Origin of the sequence: Fontisphaera persica (assembly GCF_024832785.1) — a bacterium.
Classification (GTDB): Bacteria; Verrucomicrobiota; Verrucomicrobiia; order Limisphaerales; family Fontisphaeraceae; genus Fontisphaera; species Fontisphaera persica.
In genome coordinates, this window is record NZ_CP116615.1 from 76,356 (window position 1) to 95,550 (window position 19,195).

The 19,195-nt window shown below is 61.2% G+C and carries 2 protein-coding genes; one reads left to right on the plus strand and one right to left on the minus strand.

Features of this window, described 5'->3' with window-relative positions; translation table 11 throughout:
* Window positions 1-38: 38 nt before the first annotated feature.
* Window positions 39-1,226: a Gfo/Idh/MocA family protein gene (locus tag NXS98_RS00400; RefSeq protein WP_283846476.1), complete on the minus strand. Its 1,188-nt coding sequence runs from the start codon at window positions 1,224-1,226 to the stop codon at window positions 39-41.
* 423 nt (window positions 1,227-1,649) lie between these two features.
* Here NXS98_RS00400 and NXS98_RS00405 point away from each other — a divergent pair, with 423 nt between their 5' ends.
* On the plus strand, window positions 1,650-19,013 hold the full coding sequence (locus NXS98_RS00405) for a CARDB domain-containing protein (protein ID WP_283846477.1): 17,364 nt from the start codon (window positions 1,650-1,652) through the stop codon (window positions 19,011-19,013).
* Window positions 19,014-19,195: the final 182 nt, after the last annotated feature.

The window sequence follows — 19,195 nt, forward strand, 5'->3', positions numbered from 1 at the left end:
GGGCCGGGAAGCCGTCGGCACAAGGCCGGGCGATGGGTTTAGATTTTCTTGGGCATTTTGACCCACGCGCCTTTCTTGGACGCGCTCTTGACAGCGGTCTCGATGAAGGCGAGGCCCATCCAGCCGTCTTCGATGTTGGCGTATTTGCTGCCGTCAATGGTGACTTTGCCGGTGGCTTTCCACTTGCGGATGTCGGCTTCGAAGCAGCGGTGTAGCCGGGCGAAGGCATCGTGGAAGGCCTCGGGGTGCCCCGGTGGGATGGTGACTTCGTCGAGCAATTCTTTGGGCACGTCCTTGAGGAAGCCGTCGTTGGGCACTACGCAGCCACGCCAGTAAACGCGGTCGGGCTGGCCCATGAGGCTGATGGTGAGGCTTTCGGGTTCTTCCTGGCGCCAACGGAGGGAGCCTTTGGTGCCGTTGATGCTGATGCCCAAATCGTTCTTGTGGCCGATGCAAATTTGGGAGGCCCGCACGAGGGCGCGCGCGCCATTGTTCAAACGGCAGTACGTGGTGAAGTGGTCGTCCAACTGGCGGCCGGGCACAAAAGTTTCGAGCTGGGCCGAGACTTCGGTGACCTCCAGGCCGGTGATGTAGCGGAGCTGCATGAGGGCGTGGGTGCCGATGTCACCGCCGCAGCCGGAGGCGCCGGCGAGCTTGGGATTGACGCGCCAGGAGGCCTGTTGCTGGCCGGTGTCTTCGAGCTTGGTGGCGAGCCAGCCTTGGATGTAGTAGCTGTCCACCCAGCGGATTTCGCCCAGCAAGCCGCTGCGCACAATCCAGCGGGCGAAGCGGCTGGTCCAGTGGCCCAGGTAGGTGTGTGCCACGCCAAAGGGCACGCCGGTCTTGCGCTGCATCTTGACCAGTTCAGTGGCCTGCTTGAGGTTGACGGTCAGGGGTTTTTCGCAGAAGACGGGGATGCCCGCCTTCATGGCCTTCATGGCGGGGTCAAAGTGGACGTGGTTGGGAGTGACGATGAGCACGTAGTCCAAGCGTTCGTCTTCGGGCAGCTTGGCCTGTTCGGCAATCATTTCATCGTAGGAGCCGTAACCTTTGATGGGGTAGGGCCATTTCTCGGCTTCTTCGAGCGCGATTTTGGGGTCCGGGAACAAGGCGCCGGCCACCACGCGGCGGGTGCCGTCCATGTGAATGGCCTTTTGATGGGGATGCACGATGAATGCGCCTTTGCCGCCGCCAATCAATCCGACTTTCAATGGTTTCTGTGACATAAGCAACTTGTGGTTTGTTCGTTTCTTTGTGTTCAGACCACTGAGCCCCGCCCGGGAAAACCCCCGGAACCACGGCAACCCAGCGCAGGACGTAATGATGTGACCCTAGAAAAACCACGCCACCGCTTCAAGGATTTTATTTGCAAGAGGTCGCCCCAAGAGGGCGACTGACAGGGGGGAAGAGGTGCCCCAAAAAGGCAGGAATTTGGGTTTGTCAAAAGGAGGAATTTGTGCATCATGGCATTCGGTGTCAAAAGCATAGGCACCAGCGAAACCCACAGTCATAATAAACCACGATTCCAATCCATTCGCCTGACCTCCAGAGAGTCACTTCTTGCAGGGGAGGGTGGCGGTTTTATGGGCAGCGTAGCGTGTTGGATGCAGGAAGAAGGGTTGGAGCGGGTGGTGGACTGAAAAACTGCCATGAAAACGCCAACGTTCTTTCGGTGTATCGGCCAGGCATGCACATGGATTTTGCCCTGCTGGCTTTTAGTTGGGAATCTATTGGGGGCCTGTCTGGCCTCTCCCGCGGGAGTGGTCAGTTGGTGGCCGGGCGAGGGGTGGGCCAACGATTTAATGGGGCGGCATCCGGGGGCGGTGCAGGATGGGGCCATGTATGATGCCGGCAAGGTGGGCCGTGCGTTTTATTTTGATGGAGTGGATGATGTGGTGTCGCCCCGGACTTCGGCCTTAACCACGGTCAGCAACACCTTTACGCTTGAGTTTTGGGCGTACCCTACCAAAGGCCGGAACGCCACGGCTGAGGCCACCAGTGGTTTGCTGGGGCTTAGCGGCCAGCGTTATGCCGTGGCGCCGGAGAACATTAATTCGGCCAATGTGGTGGGGGCGGGGGTGTCGGTGGGGACCAACGGCATCAGCGTGTTTGAGCATGGGGTCAATTATTTGCCCTCGCTGCTGGTGTTTGAGACGAATATCACCGGCTGGGTGCATGTGGCCGTGGTGTATGAGAACAAACAGCCCCGGCTGTATCTCAACGGCGAGCTGGTGCGCACCGGCCTGACCAGCACGCGCACCACCGTGTTTCCTTCCAAGCTTCTCGGCGGTGTTTCGAGCTATGGGTATTATGGCGGCTGGTTGGACGAGGTGACGATTTATGACCGGGCATTGTCGCAGGATGAGATAGCGGCCATTTACCAAGCGGATGCGGCGGGCAAGTGCCGGGCTGAGCCGGTGGCGGCACCGGGGGGCATGATGGCATGGTGGACGGCGGACAATCACCCGTATGACGTAGCGGGGGTGTATCCGGGAGCTTTGAGCAATGGCGTGGGATATGCCAGTGGGGTTAATGACTTTGCTTTTGAATTTGATGGGCTGAATGATTTTGTGGTGGTGGGGTCGCTGGCCCTGGGGTTGGAGTTCAGCGTGGAGGGATGGCTCAAACCCGGCTCGTTGGCCAATGACATGATGATTTTGTGCCGGGATGACCTGGGCACGGCGCGCAGTTATTATTTCATGGTGGAGGCTTCGGGGGCGTTGGTGGGGTCGGTGGCCGATACCAATGGCCAGTTCACCCAATATCGCACGGTGGCAGGAGTGGTGAGCGCGGGCACATGGCAGCATGTGGGATGGGTTTACCAGGGGCAGGGCGGGGCAGGCCAGAAAATGAAATTTTACGTGAATGGCGCCGTGGTCACGGCCTTGCCGGTGGGTGATTATGATGTGGGAGGGGCGGCCGCACCGGTAGCCTTGGCGGCGCGCATCGGGTCAGGCATGGGGGGGAGCCATTGTTTCCATGGGCTGATGGATGAACTGGCAGTGTACGGGCGGGCTTTGGGGGGGGCGGAAATGCAGGCGATATATGGGGCGGGTTTCATGAGTAAAACCAAGCCCAACCCTTACGATGTGCCCTTTGGAGCGGAATTATGGGTGCGGGGCAGTTCGGCCAGCGGCCATGTGAATGTGCAAAGGGTGGGATTCAACAACGCGGGGACGGTGCGCCTGCAATCCACGGATAGTGCATACACCAGCGCGCTGACGGTGTCCCCGGGGGCCTTGACTAATACGCCTCTGGGAGTGTTGACGGTGAATCCAGGGTCTGGGGGGCAGCGGTTTCTTTATGGCGACCTGCTCAATCTGGGGACGGTGAACATCAATTATGGGACGACGTTCAGCAAGGCGGAGGGAGTGTATGAGAATCAGGGGACGTTCAACATAGCCAGCGGGCAGGAGTTGTCTTTGAGCGGGCAAAGTCAGTGGTTTCGGCAGGTGGATGGGGCGCTCAACATTCAGGGAGCCTTGACCTTGAACAACGTGAGTCTGAGTTATTTGGGGGGCACAGTGAGCGGGACGCCGCACTTGATTAACAGCCGGCTGTTTTTGGGGCTGGGGGCCACCAACGCGGCGAGTTTCATTTTAACTGGCTCCGGCAGCACGTGGGTGGGGGATGTAAAGGCGGGGCAAAGTCTGTGGGTGCGGGGCAGTGGTGCTGGGGGGCACACCACCATTACGGTGACCAATGGATTTGCCAATGCGGGGACGCTGACGTTGCAGTCGGTGGACGCCGGCTATGCGACGGTGTTGGTGGTGAGCGAGGGGGTGGTGACGAATGTGGCGGGAGGCACCATTCATATCAATCAGGGCAATGGAGGCAGCCGGACTTTTGCGGCAAACTTGCTCAATTTGGGGACGGTGAACATCAATTATGGGACGACGTTCAGCAAGGCGGAGGGAGTGTATGAGAATCAGGGGACCTTCAACATTGCCAGCGGGCAGGAGTTGTCCTTGAGCGGGCAAAGTCAGTGGTTTCGGCAGGTGGATGGGGCGCTCAACATTCAGGGAGCCTTGACCTTGAACAACGTGAGTCTGAGTTATTTGGGGGGGACAGTGAATGGGACGCCGCATTTAATTAACAGCCGGCTGTTTTTGGGGCCGGGGGCCACCAACGCGGCGAGTTTCATTTTAACTGGCTCCGGCAGCACGTGGGTGGGGGATGTAAAGGCGGGGCAAAGTCTGTGGGTGCGGGGCAGTGGTGCTGGGGGGCACACCACCATTACGGTGACCAATGGATTTGCCAATGCGGGGACGCTGACGTTGCAGTCGGTGGACGCCGGCTATACGACGGCGTTGGTGGTGAGCGAGGGGGTGGTGACGAATGTGGCGGGAGGCACCATTCATATCAATCAGGGCAATGGAGGCAGCCGGACTTTTGCGGCAAACTTGCTCAATTTGGGGACGGTGAACATCAACTATGGGACGACGTTCAGCAAGGCGGGCGGGTTATATGAGAACCAGGGGACCTTCAATATTGCCAGCGGGCACACGCTTTCGTTGAGCGGACAGAATCAGGTGTTCCGGCAGGCGGATGGGGTGTTGAATGTTCAAGGGGGGCTGGATTTGGACAGTGTGACCTTTGATTATGTTTCGGGCATCATTCAAGGGACACCCTATTTGGTGAATTCGAGGCTGTTTTTGGGGCCGGGGGCAGTGAATGCTGCCAGTTTCACGTTGACTGGCTCAGGCAGCACTTGGGTGGGGGACATTAAACCTGCGCAATCCATATGGATTCAGGGCAGCAGCCGTGGCGGCGGGACCACGGTGGTGGTCACCAATGGTTTTGAAAATGCCGGTACGCTCACCCTGCAATCCATCAATGCCGGTTACGTCAGCAGTCTAACGGTGAACAACGGGACGTTAATCAACCGGCCGTCCGGCATCATCGCTGTCAATGGGGGTAATGGCGGCCCCCGCACGATTTCGGCTAATCTTCAAAATGAAGGGCTGCTTTCGGTGAACACCGGCCTGACACTGAGCAAGGCCAATGGGGTGTATGAAAATCTGGGTTATGTGTTTATCAACAGCGGCGGCAGCGTCATCCTGAACGGGCAAAATCAAGTTTTCCGCCAGCGCGGGGGCAGCCTTACGAACCTTGGCACCATGGATCTGACGGGAGTTCAATTCGTGTACGAGGGAGGCAGCGTCTATGGTAATGCCATTACCATGGAGAACTGCCGCGTGGATTTTGGCAGTGGAGCCGTCGCTCCCATAAGCTTGACGCTGATGGGATCGGGCAGCCGGTTTTACGGGAATCTTCAGGAAGGACAAATGGTTTGGGTGCAGGGCAATTACCGGGGCAATGCCACGACGCTGATTGCGCCGGAGGGATTTCGCAATGAGGGGACCATTCGCTTGCAATCTACGGGGGCGGGTTTTGAGTCAAGTTTATCCATCACCAACGGGGTGTTTACCAATGCGGCCAAAGGGGTGGTGGAGTTTAATGGCGGGAGCGGCGGCCCGCGCAATCTTTATGGCCATATTTTCAATGAGGGGTTGATGCAGGTCAATTATGGGGCCGCCTGGACCCGGCCGGGGGCGACGATTGACAATTGGGGGAGGATTGAGATTGCCAACAATACCAGCCTGACCTTAAACGGCTCCGGGCAGGTCTTCAATCAGGAGGGCACGGTGACCGGCACCGGGCGGCTCGTGATGAACGGAGGGGGGCAAACGCTGAATCAGAATGGCGGCGTGTTGTTGCTGGGGGGAGGGCTGGATTTGACCGGGGTTAATTTTAATTTCCTGCGAAACGGCACGAATGCACCAGCAGGGCCGGTGGTGATGGAGAACTGCCGTTTGTACCTGGGTCCCGAAGCTGCCAGTCCATGGGAGTTTCAAATGTGCGGCAGTGGCAGCCGTTATTACGGGGATTTGAAGGCGGGCCAGCTTTTGTGGGTGCGGGGAAGTTACCGGGGCAGTGGCACGACGGTGATTGCGCCGGAGGGATTTCGCAATGAAGGGACCATTCGCCTGCAATCGGCGGACGCAGGTTTTGAGTCGAGTTTGGCGGTGACCAATGGAGTGCTGACCAATGCGGCCACTGGCGTGGTGGAAATCAATGGCGGCAGCGGCGGGCCGCGTGTCCTTTCCGCGCACTTGTTGAATGAAGGGTTGATTGCCGTTAACACCGGCCTGACGCTCAACAAGTCCGATGGAATTTATGAAAGTCGCGGGCGGTTTGTCATTGCCAGCAGTGGCAGCCTCACCATCAATGGCCTGAACCAGGTTTTCCGCCAGCGCGGCGGCGGCTTCACCAATTCAGGCAGCGTGGATTTAACGGGGATGCGCTTTATCTTTGAAGAGGGCGGCATCTCGGGCAATCCCCTTTATATGCAGGATTGCCGGTTGGAGGTTGGACCTGCGGCCAGCGGCCCGGCCAGTTTTACGCTTACTGGTTCCGGGAGCCGGCTATATGGGTATCTTAAAGCCGGGCAATTGATATGGGTGCAGGGCAATTATCGGGGAAATGCAACGACGGTGATTGCGCCGGAGGGATTTTACAATGAGGGGACCATTCGCTTGCAATCTACGGGGGCGGGTTTTGAGTCAAGTTTGTCCGTTACCAATGGCGTGTTCACCAATGCGGCCAGCGGGGTGGTGGAAGTTAATGCGGGCAACGGCGGTCCGCGCAGCCTCTCGGCCAGCATCATCAATTTGGGCGAGCTGCGGGTCAATTACAGCTTGAACTGCAATAAAGCGGGGGCGGGTTTTCTCAATGAGGGCAGGATCACCGTGGCCAGTGGCCAGACGCTGACGATTGCCAGTCCTTTAACCCAGGTGGGTGGCTCGATCGTGCTCAATGGCGGCACGTTGGATCCGAATGATAGTGTGCTGTTGAACGGCGGCGTGCTCATGGGCCAGGGCACCGTGGCCGCGCAGGTGACCAACTCTGCCGGCCGGGTGGCGCCGGGCGCCAGCGCGGGCACGTTGACCCTCAATGGTCAGTATGTGCAGGAGGGGCTGGGGCATTTGGAAATGGAGCTGGGCGGCACGGTGGCGGGCACGGAATATGACCGGCTGGTGGTGAATGGCACGGCGCAATTGAACGGGCGGCTGGTGGTGACGTTGATTAACGGCTTTATCCCCACCAACGGTCAGACGTTCACTCTTTTAACTGCGTCTGCGCGGGCGGGCACTTTTAGTGAATTGCATTTGCCGCCTTTGCCGGAGGGGTTGACGTGGGAGGTTTTGTATGAGGCCACGTCGGTCAGCGTGCGCGTGGCCGAGGCATTGCCGGCGGGGGAGACCCGCATTTCAGGCACGGTGCGCAACAGTGTGGGATTGCCGCTCACCAATGTGGTGGTTACGGCTTACAACACCCAGACCAGTTTTGCTGGCCTGCGGGGAGATTACTACGACAACAGGGACCTCACCGGCTACAAGTTCAGCCGGCTGGACGCGACGGTGGATTTCAGTTGGGGAGGTGGATCGCCAGACAGCCGCATTGATGGGGATACCTTTTCTGTGCGCTGGAGTGGCATGGTGACGCCGTTGTACACCGAGACCTACAACTTTTATACCTCGACCGATGACGGAGTGCGGTTATGGGTGAATGGCCAGCTTGTCATTGATTACTGGGGGGATCAGGGGGTGACGGAGCGGGCCAGCGCCGGCATTGCGCTCACCAGCGGTGTGCCATGTGAAATTGTAATGACCTACTATGAGAACGGCTATGTGGCGGCGGCCCGGCTTTCGTGGTCCAGCCCAAGCCAGCCGAAGGAGGTTATTCCCAGCGCGCGACTGGCGCCTTCCAGCACCAATAATCTGGAGCAAACCAGCATTTATGCCCGGCTGGTGGAAACCACCACGGATGCGGAGGGGCGATATGATTTGCCGGTTTATCCGGGGCAGTGGGCGGTCAACGTGTTTGGTTTGCCCAGTCTGGGATATGCCGATACCACCAACCGTACGGTGGACATTGTCTCTTCGCCCACCAATGCCGTGGTGGACTTTGTGGCGCAGCCGTTCACGGGCGAGTATTACAACATCCTGGCGCAGGCCAATCCCCCGCAGGGCGGCCAGGTGACGGGCGCGGGCACGTACCCCGGGGGCGGCACGGTGACGCTGACGGCAGTCCCCAACACCAACGCCATGCCTTATTATTTTGTGAGCTGGACCGAGGGCGGGGTGGTGGTAAGCACCAATCCGGTCTTCAGTTTTACCGTCTCACGCGACCGGCAGTTGCTGGCCAATTTCGCGCTGCCGCGGTACGCCATTAGTGTGAGCAACAATCCGGCGGGGGCGGGCACCGCCACGGGCGGCGGCACTTATACGCATGGCAACACGGTGACCTTGAGTGCCTCGCCAGCCTACGGCTATCGCTTCAGTCATTGGAGCGAAGGGGAGACCGTGTTAAGCAGCAACACTCCCTATAGTTTTTCCGCCACCCGGCCCATGACGATTACGGCCAACTATGCGGAGGCCCATTTGGTGCACGTGGTCACCACGGCGACGAGTCCCGCCGGTTTGGCGGAAGTGCTGGGGGCGGGGGTGTACACCAACGGGGAGACGGCAACCATCAGCGCGCCGCTGACCATCACCAACCCGCCCAATCTGTACACGTTTGTGCGTTTCCGGCTCAATGGGGCGGTGTACGGCACGCAGGCCGAGTTTCAGAAGACGTTCAGTACCACCGACAACACCAACATGCATTTTGTGGCCGAGTACAGCTCGCGCCCGCTGGCGCCGCAAGTGGCCGCGGCTGTCGCCAACTTCAATAATCCGGTGCCGGCGACTTCCAACCTCGTGCTGACCATTCGTTTTGATCGCTCGATGAACACCGGCGTTGAGCCGCTGCTGGTATTCACGAATCTCAGCGGCAACGCGGCGCCGCAGGTGCCTGTCGGCGGCGCGTGGTCCACCACCTCGGTGGCCAATGACACGTACCGCACGCCTGCGTTTGTGGTGGATGCCTCGATGAATGGCACCAACCGCCTGAATGTCAGCCTGGCGCGCGCCACCGACAACCAGGAGATGATACCGGTGGACGTGCTGGAGCTGGTGGTGGACGGGACACCGGCCGTCATGACCAACATCACCGCGTACCCCAGCGCGATTGGGGCGGTGATTACGTGGCAAACCGATGAGCCGGCCACCCGGCAGGTGGAATATGGGCTGACCACCGCCTACGGCAACCTGAGCGCGTTGGGCGGGAATTATCTCACCAGCCATTCGGTGAGTTTGGGCGGATTGACGCCGGAGACGACGTATCACTTTCGGGTGCGTTCGCGCGACCGCGCCGGCAACGAGACTGTTTCTGAAGACTACACCTTCACCACGCTGGCCGCTCCGGACCTGGTGGTGACCAACCTTGCGCTGGCCCCCACCAATGACCTGGCCTCCAGTGGCGAGCTGGCGATTTATTGGGAAGATTGGAACATTGGCGCGGGCCGCACGGAAACCTCATGGCAGGACCGTCTGGTCATCAGCAATCTCAATAGCGGCGAGCGATTACTTGATGTGACCGTGCCCTACGACGCGGGCGCGCAGGGACACTTGACCAACGGCGCGTGGCGCGCCCGCCAGTATGTCTTCCGACTGCCGGACGGCCCGCGTGGAGCAGGGGCGATGGTGGTGCAGGTCATGGTGGACACCTACAACCAGGTGGTGGAAATCAATGGAGAGGGCACGGCTGAACAAAACAACCTGGCGCTGGCCACCAACGTGTCAGCCCTGGCACCTTATCCCGATTTGGTGGTCACCAATCTGGTCATTGAGCCGGCCGCCCCGCAAAGCGGGAGCACGGTGACCGTGGCGTGGGCGGCGGCCAACGTGGGCGACGCCGCCGTGACCCGCGCTTTTAGAGATCGCGTGGTGCTGCGCAATCTGACCACGGGCGCCACGTATGTGGATACCACTTTGCTTTACGACCCGGCGACCGAGGGGGCCATCCCGCCGGGAGGGGCAAGGCCAAGGCAGCGCAGCTTCCGTCTGCCCGATGGCGTGGCCGGGGTGGGTGAACTGCGGGCGGAGGTGACGGTGGATGCGCAGAACGCGGTGTTTGAGTACATGGGAGGGTGGGATGCGGAAGCCAATAATGCGGCGGTGGCCACCAATACCGCCACGTTGGCGCCATACCCTGACCTGGCCGTGGCTGACATTCAGTCGCCGGCGACGGCGGCTATGGGGCAGTCGGTGGTATTGGTGTTGACTTTAACCAATCAAGGGCAGTCGGTGGCGGTGGGGCCGTGGAACAACACCCTTGCGCTGGCCACTGTGCCGGACGGTTCCGGGGCGCAGACGTTGGGGACTTTCAGCGTGACCAACCTGCTGGGCGCCGGCATGGCGTTGGTGGTGACGCAGCAGGTGCTGTTGCCGCCGGGGCTGCATGGGACGCGGTACTGGTTGGTCACGGCAGACAGCGGGGACCAAGTCTTTGAAATGGACAACGCCAACAACGCGCTGGTGTCCGGGACGCCGCTGCAAATACAGACGGCGGATTTGGTGGTGGATGCGATTGCTGTGCCTGCCGGCGCCGTTTATGGCCAGCCATTTGAGGTGACTTGGACGGTGCGCAACGCGGGCACCGCGCCTGCCAGTGGTTCGTGGCGGGATCGCCTTTATTACGCCACCACGCCGAGTCTGGCCTTTGCCCAGCCGCTGCTGGATCGCACGACCGATGACATCAGCCCGCTGGCACCGGGCGCAACTTACGTGCGCCAGGCCAATGTGGTGATACCGTTTGGGGCCACGCTGGAGAACACGGTGGTGTTCCTGATGGTGGTGACGGATTTCAACAACCGCCAGCCTGAAAGTCTGGACAATAATAATTCACGCATTGCCAGCGCGCTCACCGTCACGGCCCCGCCGCTGCCGGACCTGGCGGTGAGCGGAGTCCTGGCGCCGCAGGTGGGCGTGCCGGGGCAGCCGGTGGAATTGGTGTGGGCCGTCACCAACCAGGGCAGCGCGGCAGCTTCGGGGCCGTGGGTGGAGACGGTATATGTGTCGGCGGATGAGCAGATTGGCGGAGACTTGTCGGTGGCTTCTTTCACCTTTACCAACACGCTGGCGCCGGGAGGATTTTTGACGCGCACGCAGGCGGTGGTGCTGCCGGGGAACACCTTCATCGGCAACCTCTATTTTGCCGTGTCGGTGGACAGCTCGCTGTTGGTGCGCGAAGTCACCGAGGGCAACAATACCGCGCTGGCACTCACCAATACTTACGTACCCGCTCGCCTGAGCCTCAGCGCACCCGTGACCAGCATTGCGGAAAACCACCCCAATCCTTACTTGCGCCTGACGGTCAGCCGCAACGGGCCGCTGACCAATGCCCTGACGGTGACCTTGTCCAATAGTCATCCCACGCGGCTGGCCGCGCCGCCAAATGTGATAATCGCGGCGGGCCAGGCGGCCGCCGGAGTTGAGGTGATGGTAATCCCGGATGGGGTGGCCGGGCCGGATTTGGATGTTCACCTCATGGCCTCGGCTGCGGATTATTTGAGTGAGGACGTGATTATTCGGATATTGAATAGTGACCGCCGGCCGTTGTTGCTGCAGCCTGCGCTTACCACCGTCACGGAGGGGCAGGGCATCACTTTCACCGTAAGCCGTGAGGCGCTGGATGGGCTGCCCTTGCAGGTTAATTTGGAAAGCTCCGCCCCGGCGCAACTGGTGGTGCCGGCCAATGTCGTTATTCCTTCCAATAGTTTGTCGTTGACGTTTGGGGCGCTGGCCACGGACGACCAAGACCTGGAACCGACCGCCAGTTACAACGTCACGGCTACTGCTGCCGGTTATTCCAATGCGGTGGCGCGGGTGGTGGTGCAGGATAATGATGTGCCGGCGGTGCAGTTGAACTTTGCGGCGCCCTCGGTGGGGGAGGGCGTGATTCACGCCACCACGCTGACGCTCACCCGCGCACCGGTGACGCCATTCCGGGTGAATGTGGAATTGCAGGTGAGCCTGCCCAATCAGGTCATCCTCCCGGCCACGGTGACTTTTCCGGCGAATGTGGCCACTTTGACCATCCCGCTCTCCACGGTGGACAATGCCTTTGCGGACGGCACGCGCCAGGTGGTGGTCACGGCGCATGTGCTGGATGCGGCCGGCAATCGCCTGGCCACGGGCGGGTTTGATACGTTGGAGATTACTGACGATGATGGCAGTGCCTTGCAACTCACCCTGGCGCGCAGTCTGGTGGCTGAGGGCCTCACGCCAGCCACCACGGGCACCGTGACCCGCAACACGGCCACCAACGAGCCGCTGGAAGTTACGCTGGTTTCCAGCCGCACGACGGAAGCCACGGTGCCGGCGTCGGTCTTCATACCCGCAGGCCAGCGCTCAGTTAGTTTCCCCATCAACACGTTGGAGGATGGCGTGAGCGACGGCAATCAAACGGTCATCCTCACGGCCACCGCCGCCGGTTTTGCGCCGGGACGCGCCGCCCTGGTGGTTTCGGACGTTAATTTACCGGATTTAACCGTGCCCGTGGTGGTGGTGCCCACCAACGGTTACACCGAAAACACCGTGTCCATCACCTTCCGGGTACAAAACCAGGGGATTGCCACAGCCACGGGAGCATTCTTGCAGCGGGTCTGGCTATCGCGCGATCCCTTGCCGGGCGGAGATGATATTCAGGTGGGTGAATTTCCGTTTTCGGGCCAGTTGCCGGTGGGCATGCACCTCGAGCAAACGCTCAGCATCATCCTGCCGCGCACCCCGGGCGACTATTACGTAATCGTGACGGCGGATGTGTCCTCCCAAATCACTGAAACGCTGGAGAACAACAACACGGCCATCTCCGCCATCCCCATCCGGGTGGCGCCCGCCTACAACGCCGTGGTGCAAACCGAGGTAGAGACCGCGCTGGCGGGCACGGCCGTGCCGTTGTATGGCACGGCCACCAAAGCCCTTGGGGGCCCTGCGCCGTACGAAACGGTCAGCATCCATATTTACTTGCGCGACACCCGCCGCACGATTGCCGCACTGACCGATGCCAACGGCCAGTTCACCGCGGTCTTTCAGCCGTTGCCTGGGGAAGCGGGCGTGTACCGCATTGGCGCGGCGCATCCGGCGGCCACGGACATTCCAATTCAGGACGAGTTCAGCCTCCTGGGATTGCGCCTCAGTCCGGACTATGTGCACCACAAAGTGCTGGGGTTGGAGACAGTGACGGGAACCGTGCGCCTGGAAAATCTGGCGGACGTGGATTTGCACAACCTTTCCGCCCAGTTGCAGGACGTGCCGGCTGGCTTGAATGTGCAGGTGACAGTGACCAATACCTTGCCGGGTCTGGCGGCAGCCACGCTGGCTTACACTGTGCAATCGTTGGAGGATGCCGAGTCATACAATGCGTTCAGCGTGCGGATTAGCTCTCAGGAGGGCGTGAATCTCACCCTGCCGATGTACTTCCAGGTGGAGCCGCGCCGGCCGCGGCTGCAGGTGCAGCCCACGGCGCTGGTGGGGGGTATGGTGCGCGGGGAGCAGCGGGTGGTGCCTTTGGAAGTGGCCAACGTGGGCGGCGCGCCCACTGGGCCGTTGACGGTCATGATTCCCGAAACGCCGTGGCTGCGCGTGGTCTCCACCAATCCCTTGCCCAATCTGGAGCCGGGCCAGACCAGCCGCGTGGAGCTGTTGCTGATGCCGGCGGCGGATTTGCCGCTGGCCGAATACCAGGGCAGCGTGGTGTTGGCGGCGGCCCTGGCGAATGCCAGTGTGCCCTTTAATTTCCGGTGCGTTTCCGATGCCGTGGGGAGCTTGCGCATCATTACGGTGGATGAAATGTCCTACCACGGGGAAAATCCGCGCAACCTGGCAGGGGCCCAGGTGGTCTTGCGCGACCCCTTCACCGGCGCGGTGGTGGCCAGCGGTGTGACCGACACCAACGGCTACTGGGACGTGCCCAATCTGCGCGAAGGCGCGTACAACCTGGAAGCCACCGCCGAACGGCACGACCGCACGCAGGCCACATTGGAGGTGAAGGCCGGGCAGATGAAGGAGCAGACCATCTTCCTGCGCGCACAACTGGTGCGTTACAACTGGACGGTGGAGGAAATAGAAATTGAGGATCGCACCCAGATCACGCTGGAAACGGTGTACGAGGCTTATGTGCCCACGCCGGTGGTGACCGTGGAGCCTGGTCTGATTGATTTGGCGCAAGTCACCGGCGACATGGCGCAGATTGATCTGAAGATCAGCAACAAGGGTCTCATCGCGGCGCGGGACGTGGTCATTAATTTCCCTGAGCATGAGCGCTGGATTATTACGCCACTGATCAGCGGCGCGGCCAGCATTCCCGCCAACAGCACGCTGACGGTGCCGGTCATCATCCAGCGTCGGCCGCCGGAAACCAATGGGCTGGTGGCGTCCAACCCGCGTGATTTGACGATACGGATTGGCGATTGCACCTACACCGCCAGCGTCGAATGGCGGCTAATCTGCGGCCCCTTCAACATTGCCTATCCCGTGCCCATCCCGGTCATCAATGCCACGGGCAGATGCTTTGGGTTTGGTGGGGGTGGTGGTGGTGGCGGCGGCGGCGGTGGTGGGGGTGGTGGTGGCGGCGGTGGCGGTGGCGGCTTTAGCGGATGGAGCGGTGGGGGCACGGTGGTCAGCCCGCCCGGGCAGCCACAGCTTACCATTTACACCCCGCCACCCAGCGTGACGCCCAGCAATAAGTGTTCTTGTGTCAAGCAGGACTATCAGGAGGAGTGCTTAAATTATGAGGCGGGTTTGAAAGCGGAGATTGCCGGGGCCTTGACCAAGGCCATTAACGCGGCGCTGGCCACCACGCCGTTGAGCGTCAAGAACATCGAGGTCAATTTCAACGTCAACGGCCAGCTTTGCACGTGCTGCGAAGATGACCTGAAAGGCTTGAAGGCTTCCGTGGGGGGGAATGCAAGCGTCACGGCCACGCTGGTTATCGGCTACAATCCTGAGGCGAGTGGGGAGGTTAATATCCCCGGCCTGGGCCTGTCCAGTTATGAGGCGTCCTTCCTGGCAGGGGCCGAGATTACGCTTTCCGGCTCAGTGAGCGGCTCGTTTGGCACGGAGTGTCACATGCGCAATCCCAAGCTCTGTCTGGGCGGCACCGTCAGCGCATCTGGCGTGGCTGGCCTGCGCGGACAGGTGGAGCTGACACATGAACGCAACGGGCGCACCTATAAAGGCGGTGGTACAGCTTTTGCCGGCGTGACGGTGGGGGTCAATGCCTCCATTCAAGGCTGCACGCCGGGTGGCGGGATTGAGGTGAAGGTGTGTGTTGAGCCGGTGGTAATCAAGGTCAATGTGGAAGGCAGCATTGAAGTGGATGGTTTGTCTTACTCCACCTCCACCGGCTACGAGCGGCAGTTGTTGCCGGGCGGCTGCTATCCGCCGCAAGAGGATGGCGTGGTGCGGTTGCAACTGGCGGACTTTGGCATAGCGGCGCAGCCCAGCGCCGGCGAAATGGCGCAACTATTGGGGTTCAGCCACGCCGAGGGCATGGTGCGCGATTTGACTGGCCGCAACGCCGCCGTGCCGGCCAATGCGCCGGCCAGCCATCTGGCGGCCGCGTTGCAGTCCGCGCGTTCCTCCAGCGGCACGGCCTCACTGCTCACGGCGCCTTTCCGCCGTTCCCATATCACGTATGACTGGGCGCCGCCGCGGCCTGCCGAGCCGCCCGCCGGCAGTCTGGCCCGCGCGGCCCTGCCGCCCGCTCCGCTGCAAAACGGGGTGTGCGCGCAGGTGCGCCTGCAAATTGACCAGGAGGCGGTCATGACGCGGAAGGCCATCGGGGCGACGCTGGACATCTTCAATGATTCCAACGTGGATTCGCTGGAGAATCTCAATGTCACCATCAGCATTCTTGACCCCAATGGCAATCTGGCCAATGACAAGTTTGTCATTCTACCGCCGGAACTGACCAACATCGAGCCGGTTAGCGGCAATACCAACACGAATGAGTTTACCATCATCCGCGATTTGTGGCGGATGCCGCCCGCTGCGACCGGACGCGCGCGGTGGGTCATTCTGCCGCGGGACGAGGCGGCGCCCGAAACGCCCCTGGTGTATTCGGTGGGCGGCATCATGACCTACAGCGCGGGCGGCGTGCCCGGCACCGCCATCCTGTTGCCGTCGCCGGTGAGGGTGTATCCCAATCCGAAACTCATTCTGAAATATTTTCACCAGCGCGACGTGATGAGTGATGATCCGTTCACGCCCGAGGTTGAGCCGGCCGAGCCGTTCACGCTGGCGGTGATGGTGCAGAATGTTGGGAAGGGCACGGCCAGGAAATTCAGCATCACCTCCGCGCAACCGAAGATTATCGAGAATGAAAAGGGGCTGCAAATTGACTTCAGCATCATCGCGACCGAAGTGGCGGGACAATCGCTCTCGCCGTCCCTGACGGCGGTCTTTGGCGACATTGGCCCGGATCAGATCGTCATCGGCCGGTGGCTGATGAAGGCCTCGCTGTTGGGATTCTTTGTGGATTACCGGGCCACCTTTGAGCATGAAAACTCACTGGGGGGCCGCGAGACCTCGTTGATTGACAGCGTGGAAATCCACGAAATGATACGCCAGGTGCAGGCGGCAGGCGCGTTTGAGGATGGCAAGCCAGACTTTCTGGTAAATGATGTCAAGGATGACCTGACCTTGCCGGATGTCATTTATCTCAGCGATGGCTCCACCAGCACGGTGGCGGCCGTGACTTCCGGGGTGGTGGACCAGGCGCCGGGGCCTGGGAGTTGGGTGGTCACCTTGACGGCGCTGATGCCGGGCGGGTGGGCTTATTTGCGCATCCCGGACCCGGCCGATGGGCAATATCTGCTGACGCGCGTGGAACGCCAGGACGGCGCGGTCATTCCGCTCGACACCAACGTCTGGGTGTCACGCTACACCTTTACCAAACCGGGGGTCCGGCCCACGCGGGAGAATGTGCTGCATTTGCTCGATTACAACTCCAGCGGTGTGTATTACCTGCACTATACCCCGCCGCCGGTGCCGGACACCAACCCGCCCATTAGCCGGGTGGCGGCGCTGCCGCCAGCCAGCTACCCGCAAATCCCCGTCAGTTGGTCCGGCGCGGATGCGGAGGGCGATATCAGTTACTACGACGTGTATGTTTCCGTGAACGATGGCCCGTTTGTGCCCTGGCTGCAAAGAACCCGCCAAAGCGGAGCCGTGTATGCAGGGGCTACCGGCCAACGGTATGCCTTTTATTGTGTGGCCACGGATGCCGCAGGCAATACCGAGCCGGCTCCCCTTACGCCGCAGGCCGTAACGACTGTTTCGCTGGTGAACACCCCGCCCAGCCTGGCAGCGCTGCCGCAGGTGACGGTGGAGGAGGGCGAAACGTTGCAGGTGACGGCGGCGGCCACGGATGCCGATATGCCCGGCCAGCAACTGGTGTACGGCCTGGGCGCCGGCACACCGCCGGGGGTGAGCATCCATCCCCAAACGGGCCTGCTCACATGGCTGACCGGAGAGTCGCACGGCGGCACCACCAACCGGGTGGTGGTCGTGGTGACAGACAATGGTGTTCCCGCCATGTCCACGACCCAATCATTCATGGTGGTGGTGCGGGAGGTGAATCAGCCGCCGGTGGTGCCGGCGTTGATTGACCGCCGGGTGGACGCCGGCCAGATCATCGGTTTCCACGTGGGGGCAACGGACGCGGACATCCCCGCTCAGACGTTGACCTACACTTTGGAAAATGCGCCAGCGGGCGCCACGATTCATCCGACTACTGGTTTGTTCCAGTGGACGCCCACGCTGGCGCAGTCGCCCAGCACCAACGCCATCACGGTGCGGGTCACGGATAACGGCTCGCCCAACCTTGCGGCCACGAGCGTTTTCACCGTGATTGTCAATCGGCCCAATCAACCACCGAGCTTGACCGTGCCTCCCGATCAGGTGATTGCGGAAGGCAGTCTGCTGCTGGTCAGCGCCTCGGCAAGTGATACCGATGTGCCCGCACAGCAGCTCAGCTTCAGTTTGATTGATGCTCCCGCGGGCGCGAGCATTCATCCGGTCAGTGGCATCCTTTCCTGGACCCCCACCGAGGAGCAGGGGCCGGCCACAAATCAAATCATCGTGCGGGTGACCGATAATGGCGTGCCGCCCCAGAGCGTTACGCAGAGCTTCAGGGTGGTGGTGAATGAGGTGAATGCGGCTCCCGTGTGGCCTGTCCTGCCCGTGTTTGCCGCGGCTCCACGCCGCCCATGGACTAATGCCGTGGCGGCGGCGGACCCGGACGTGCCCGCCAATCAGCTTGCTTACCGCTTGGCAGCGGAAGCGCCTGACACGGCCCTCATTAACGCCACCAATGGCATGTTGATATTCACGCCCACGTCACAGCATGCCGGGCGCACCAACTGGATTGGCGTGGTAGCGACCGACAACGGCCAGCCGGCGTTGAGCGCGACCACGCGGGTGGGGGTGCTGGTGAGCGATTTGGTGGATGTTTTTCTGGGACAGACCATTCTGCCAGCGGGTCAAAGCGGCAGCGTGCCAGTGTCCATGTTCTCGAGCGCGCCACTGACCAACCTGATGTTCACCCTGCGGTTGCCCAATAGGGCGCTGACCAACCTGGCGCTCTCGGCTGTCCATCCGGCGGTCACCCATGCCTCTGTGGAATTCCTGGGCGGGGACCAGTGGCGGTTGCGCTTGAGCCTCAACAACCCCGGACTGGCGGGGACGCAGGAGCTGGCAAGCCTCCAACTCACCGCCTTGCCGCAGGCGCAGTCGGGCATTGTGCCGTTAACGGCGGAAGCGCCGGTGGCGCAAACCGTGGAAGGGAACGAGGTGGCATATCTGTGGACCGAAAATGGCCGGGTGGTGGTGCTGGCAAACGAGCCGTTATTGGAGGCTTCCGCCGCGCAGGGCCGACTGCGGCTGTTGTTGTTTGACGCGCCGGGCATGACGTTGCAAATACAAACTGCGCCGCGGTTGGAGCCGCCGCCGCTGTGGCAGGATTGGCTGCGTCTTACCGTGACCAACTACCAGACGGAAATTCTGGATTTAATGACGAATACCAGCCTGTACTATCGCGCCTACCGTACTAACGGACCATAGGCCCCAGGCGCGGGGGACGGGCAGGCCAGGCGGCCCCGCCGCGTCAGGCCGACTTTTCGAGGGAAGAAAGGCAGGTGTCTTAATGCTAAAAAATTAGCATGTCGTCTCATCCGCTGCTGCCCGGCGGCTTTGGGGAATGGCTCAAAGGCAGGCCCTTTGGTCTCGCGCCGTGGCGGGAGCCA

Excerpts from the sequence above, each read along its gene's own strand:
- NXS98_RS00405 (WP_283846477.1), top strand. The coding sequence starts at position 1,650 with ATGAAAACGCCAACGTTCTTTCGGTGTATCGGCCAGGCATGCACATGG.
- NXS98_RS00400 (WP_283846476.1), bottom strand. The coding sequence starts at position 1,226 with ATGTCACAGAAACCATTGAAAGTCGGATTGATTGGCGGCGGCAAAGGC.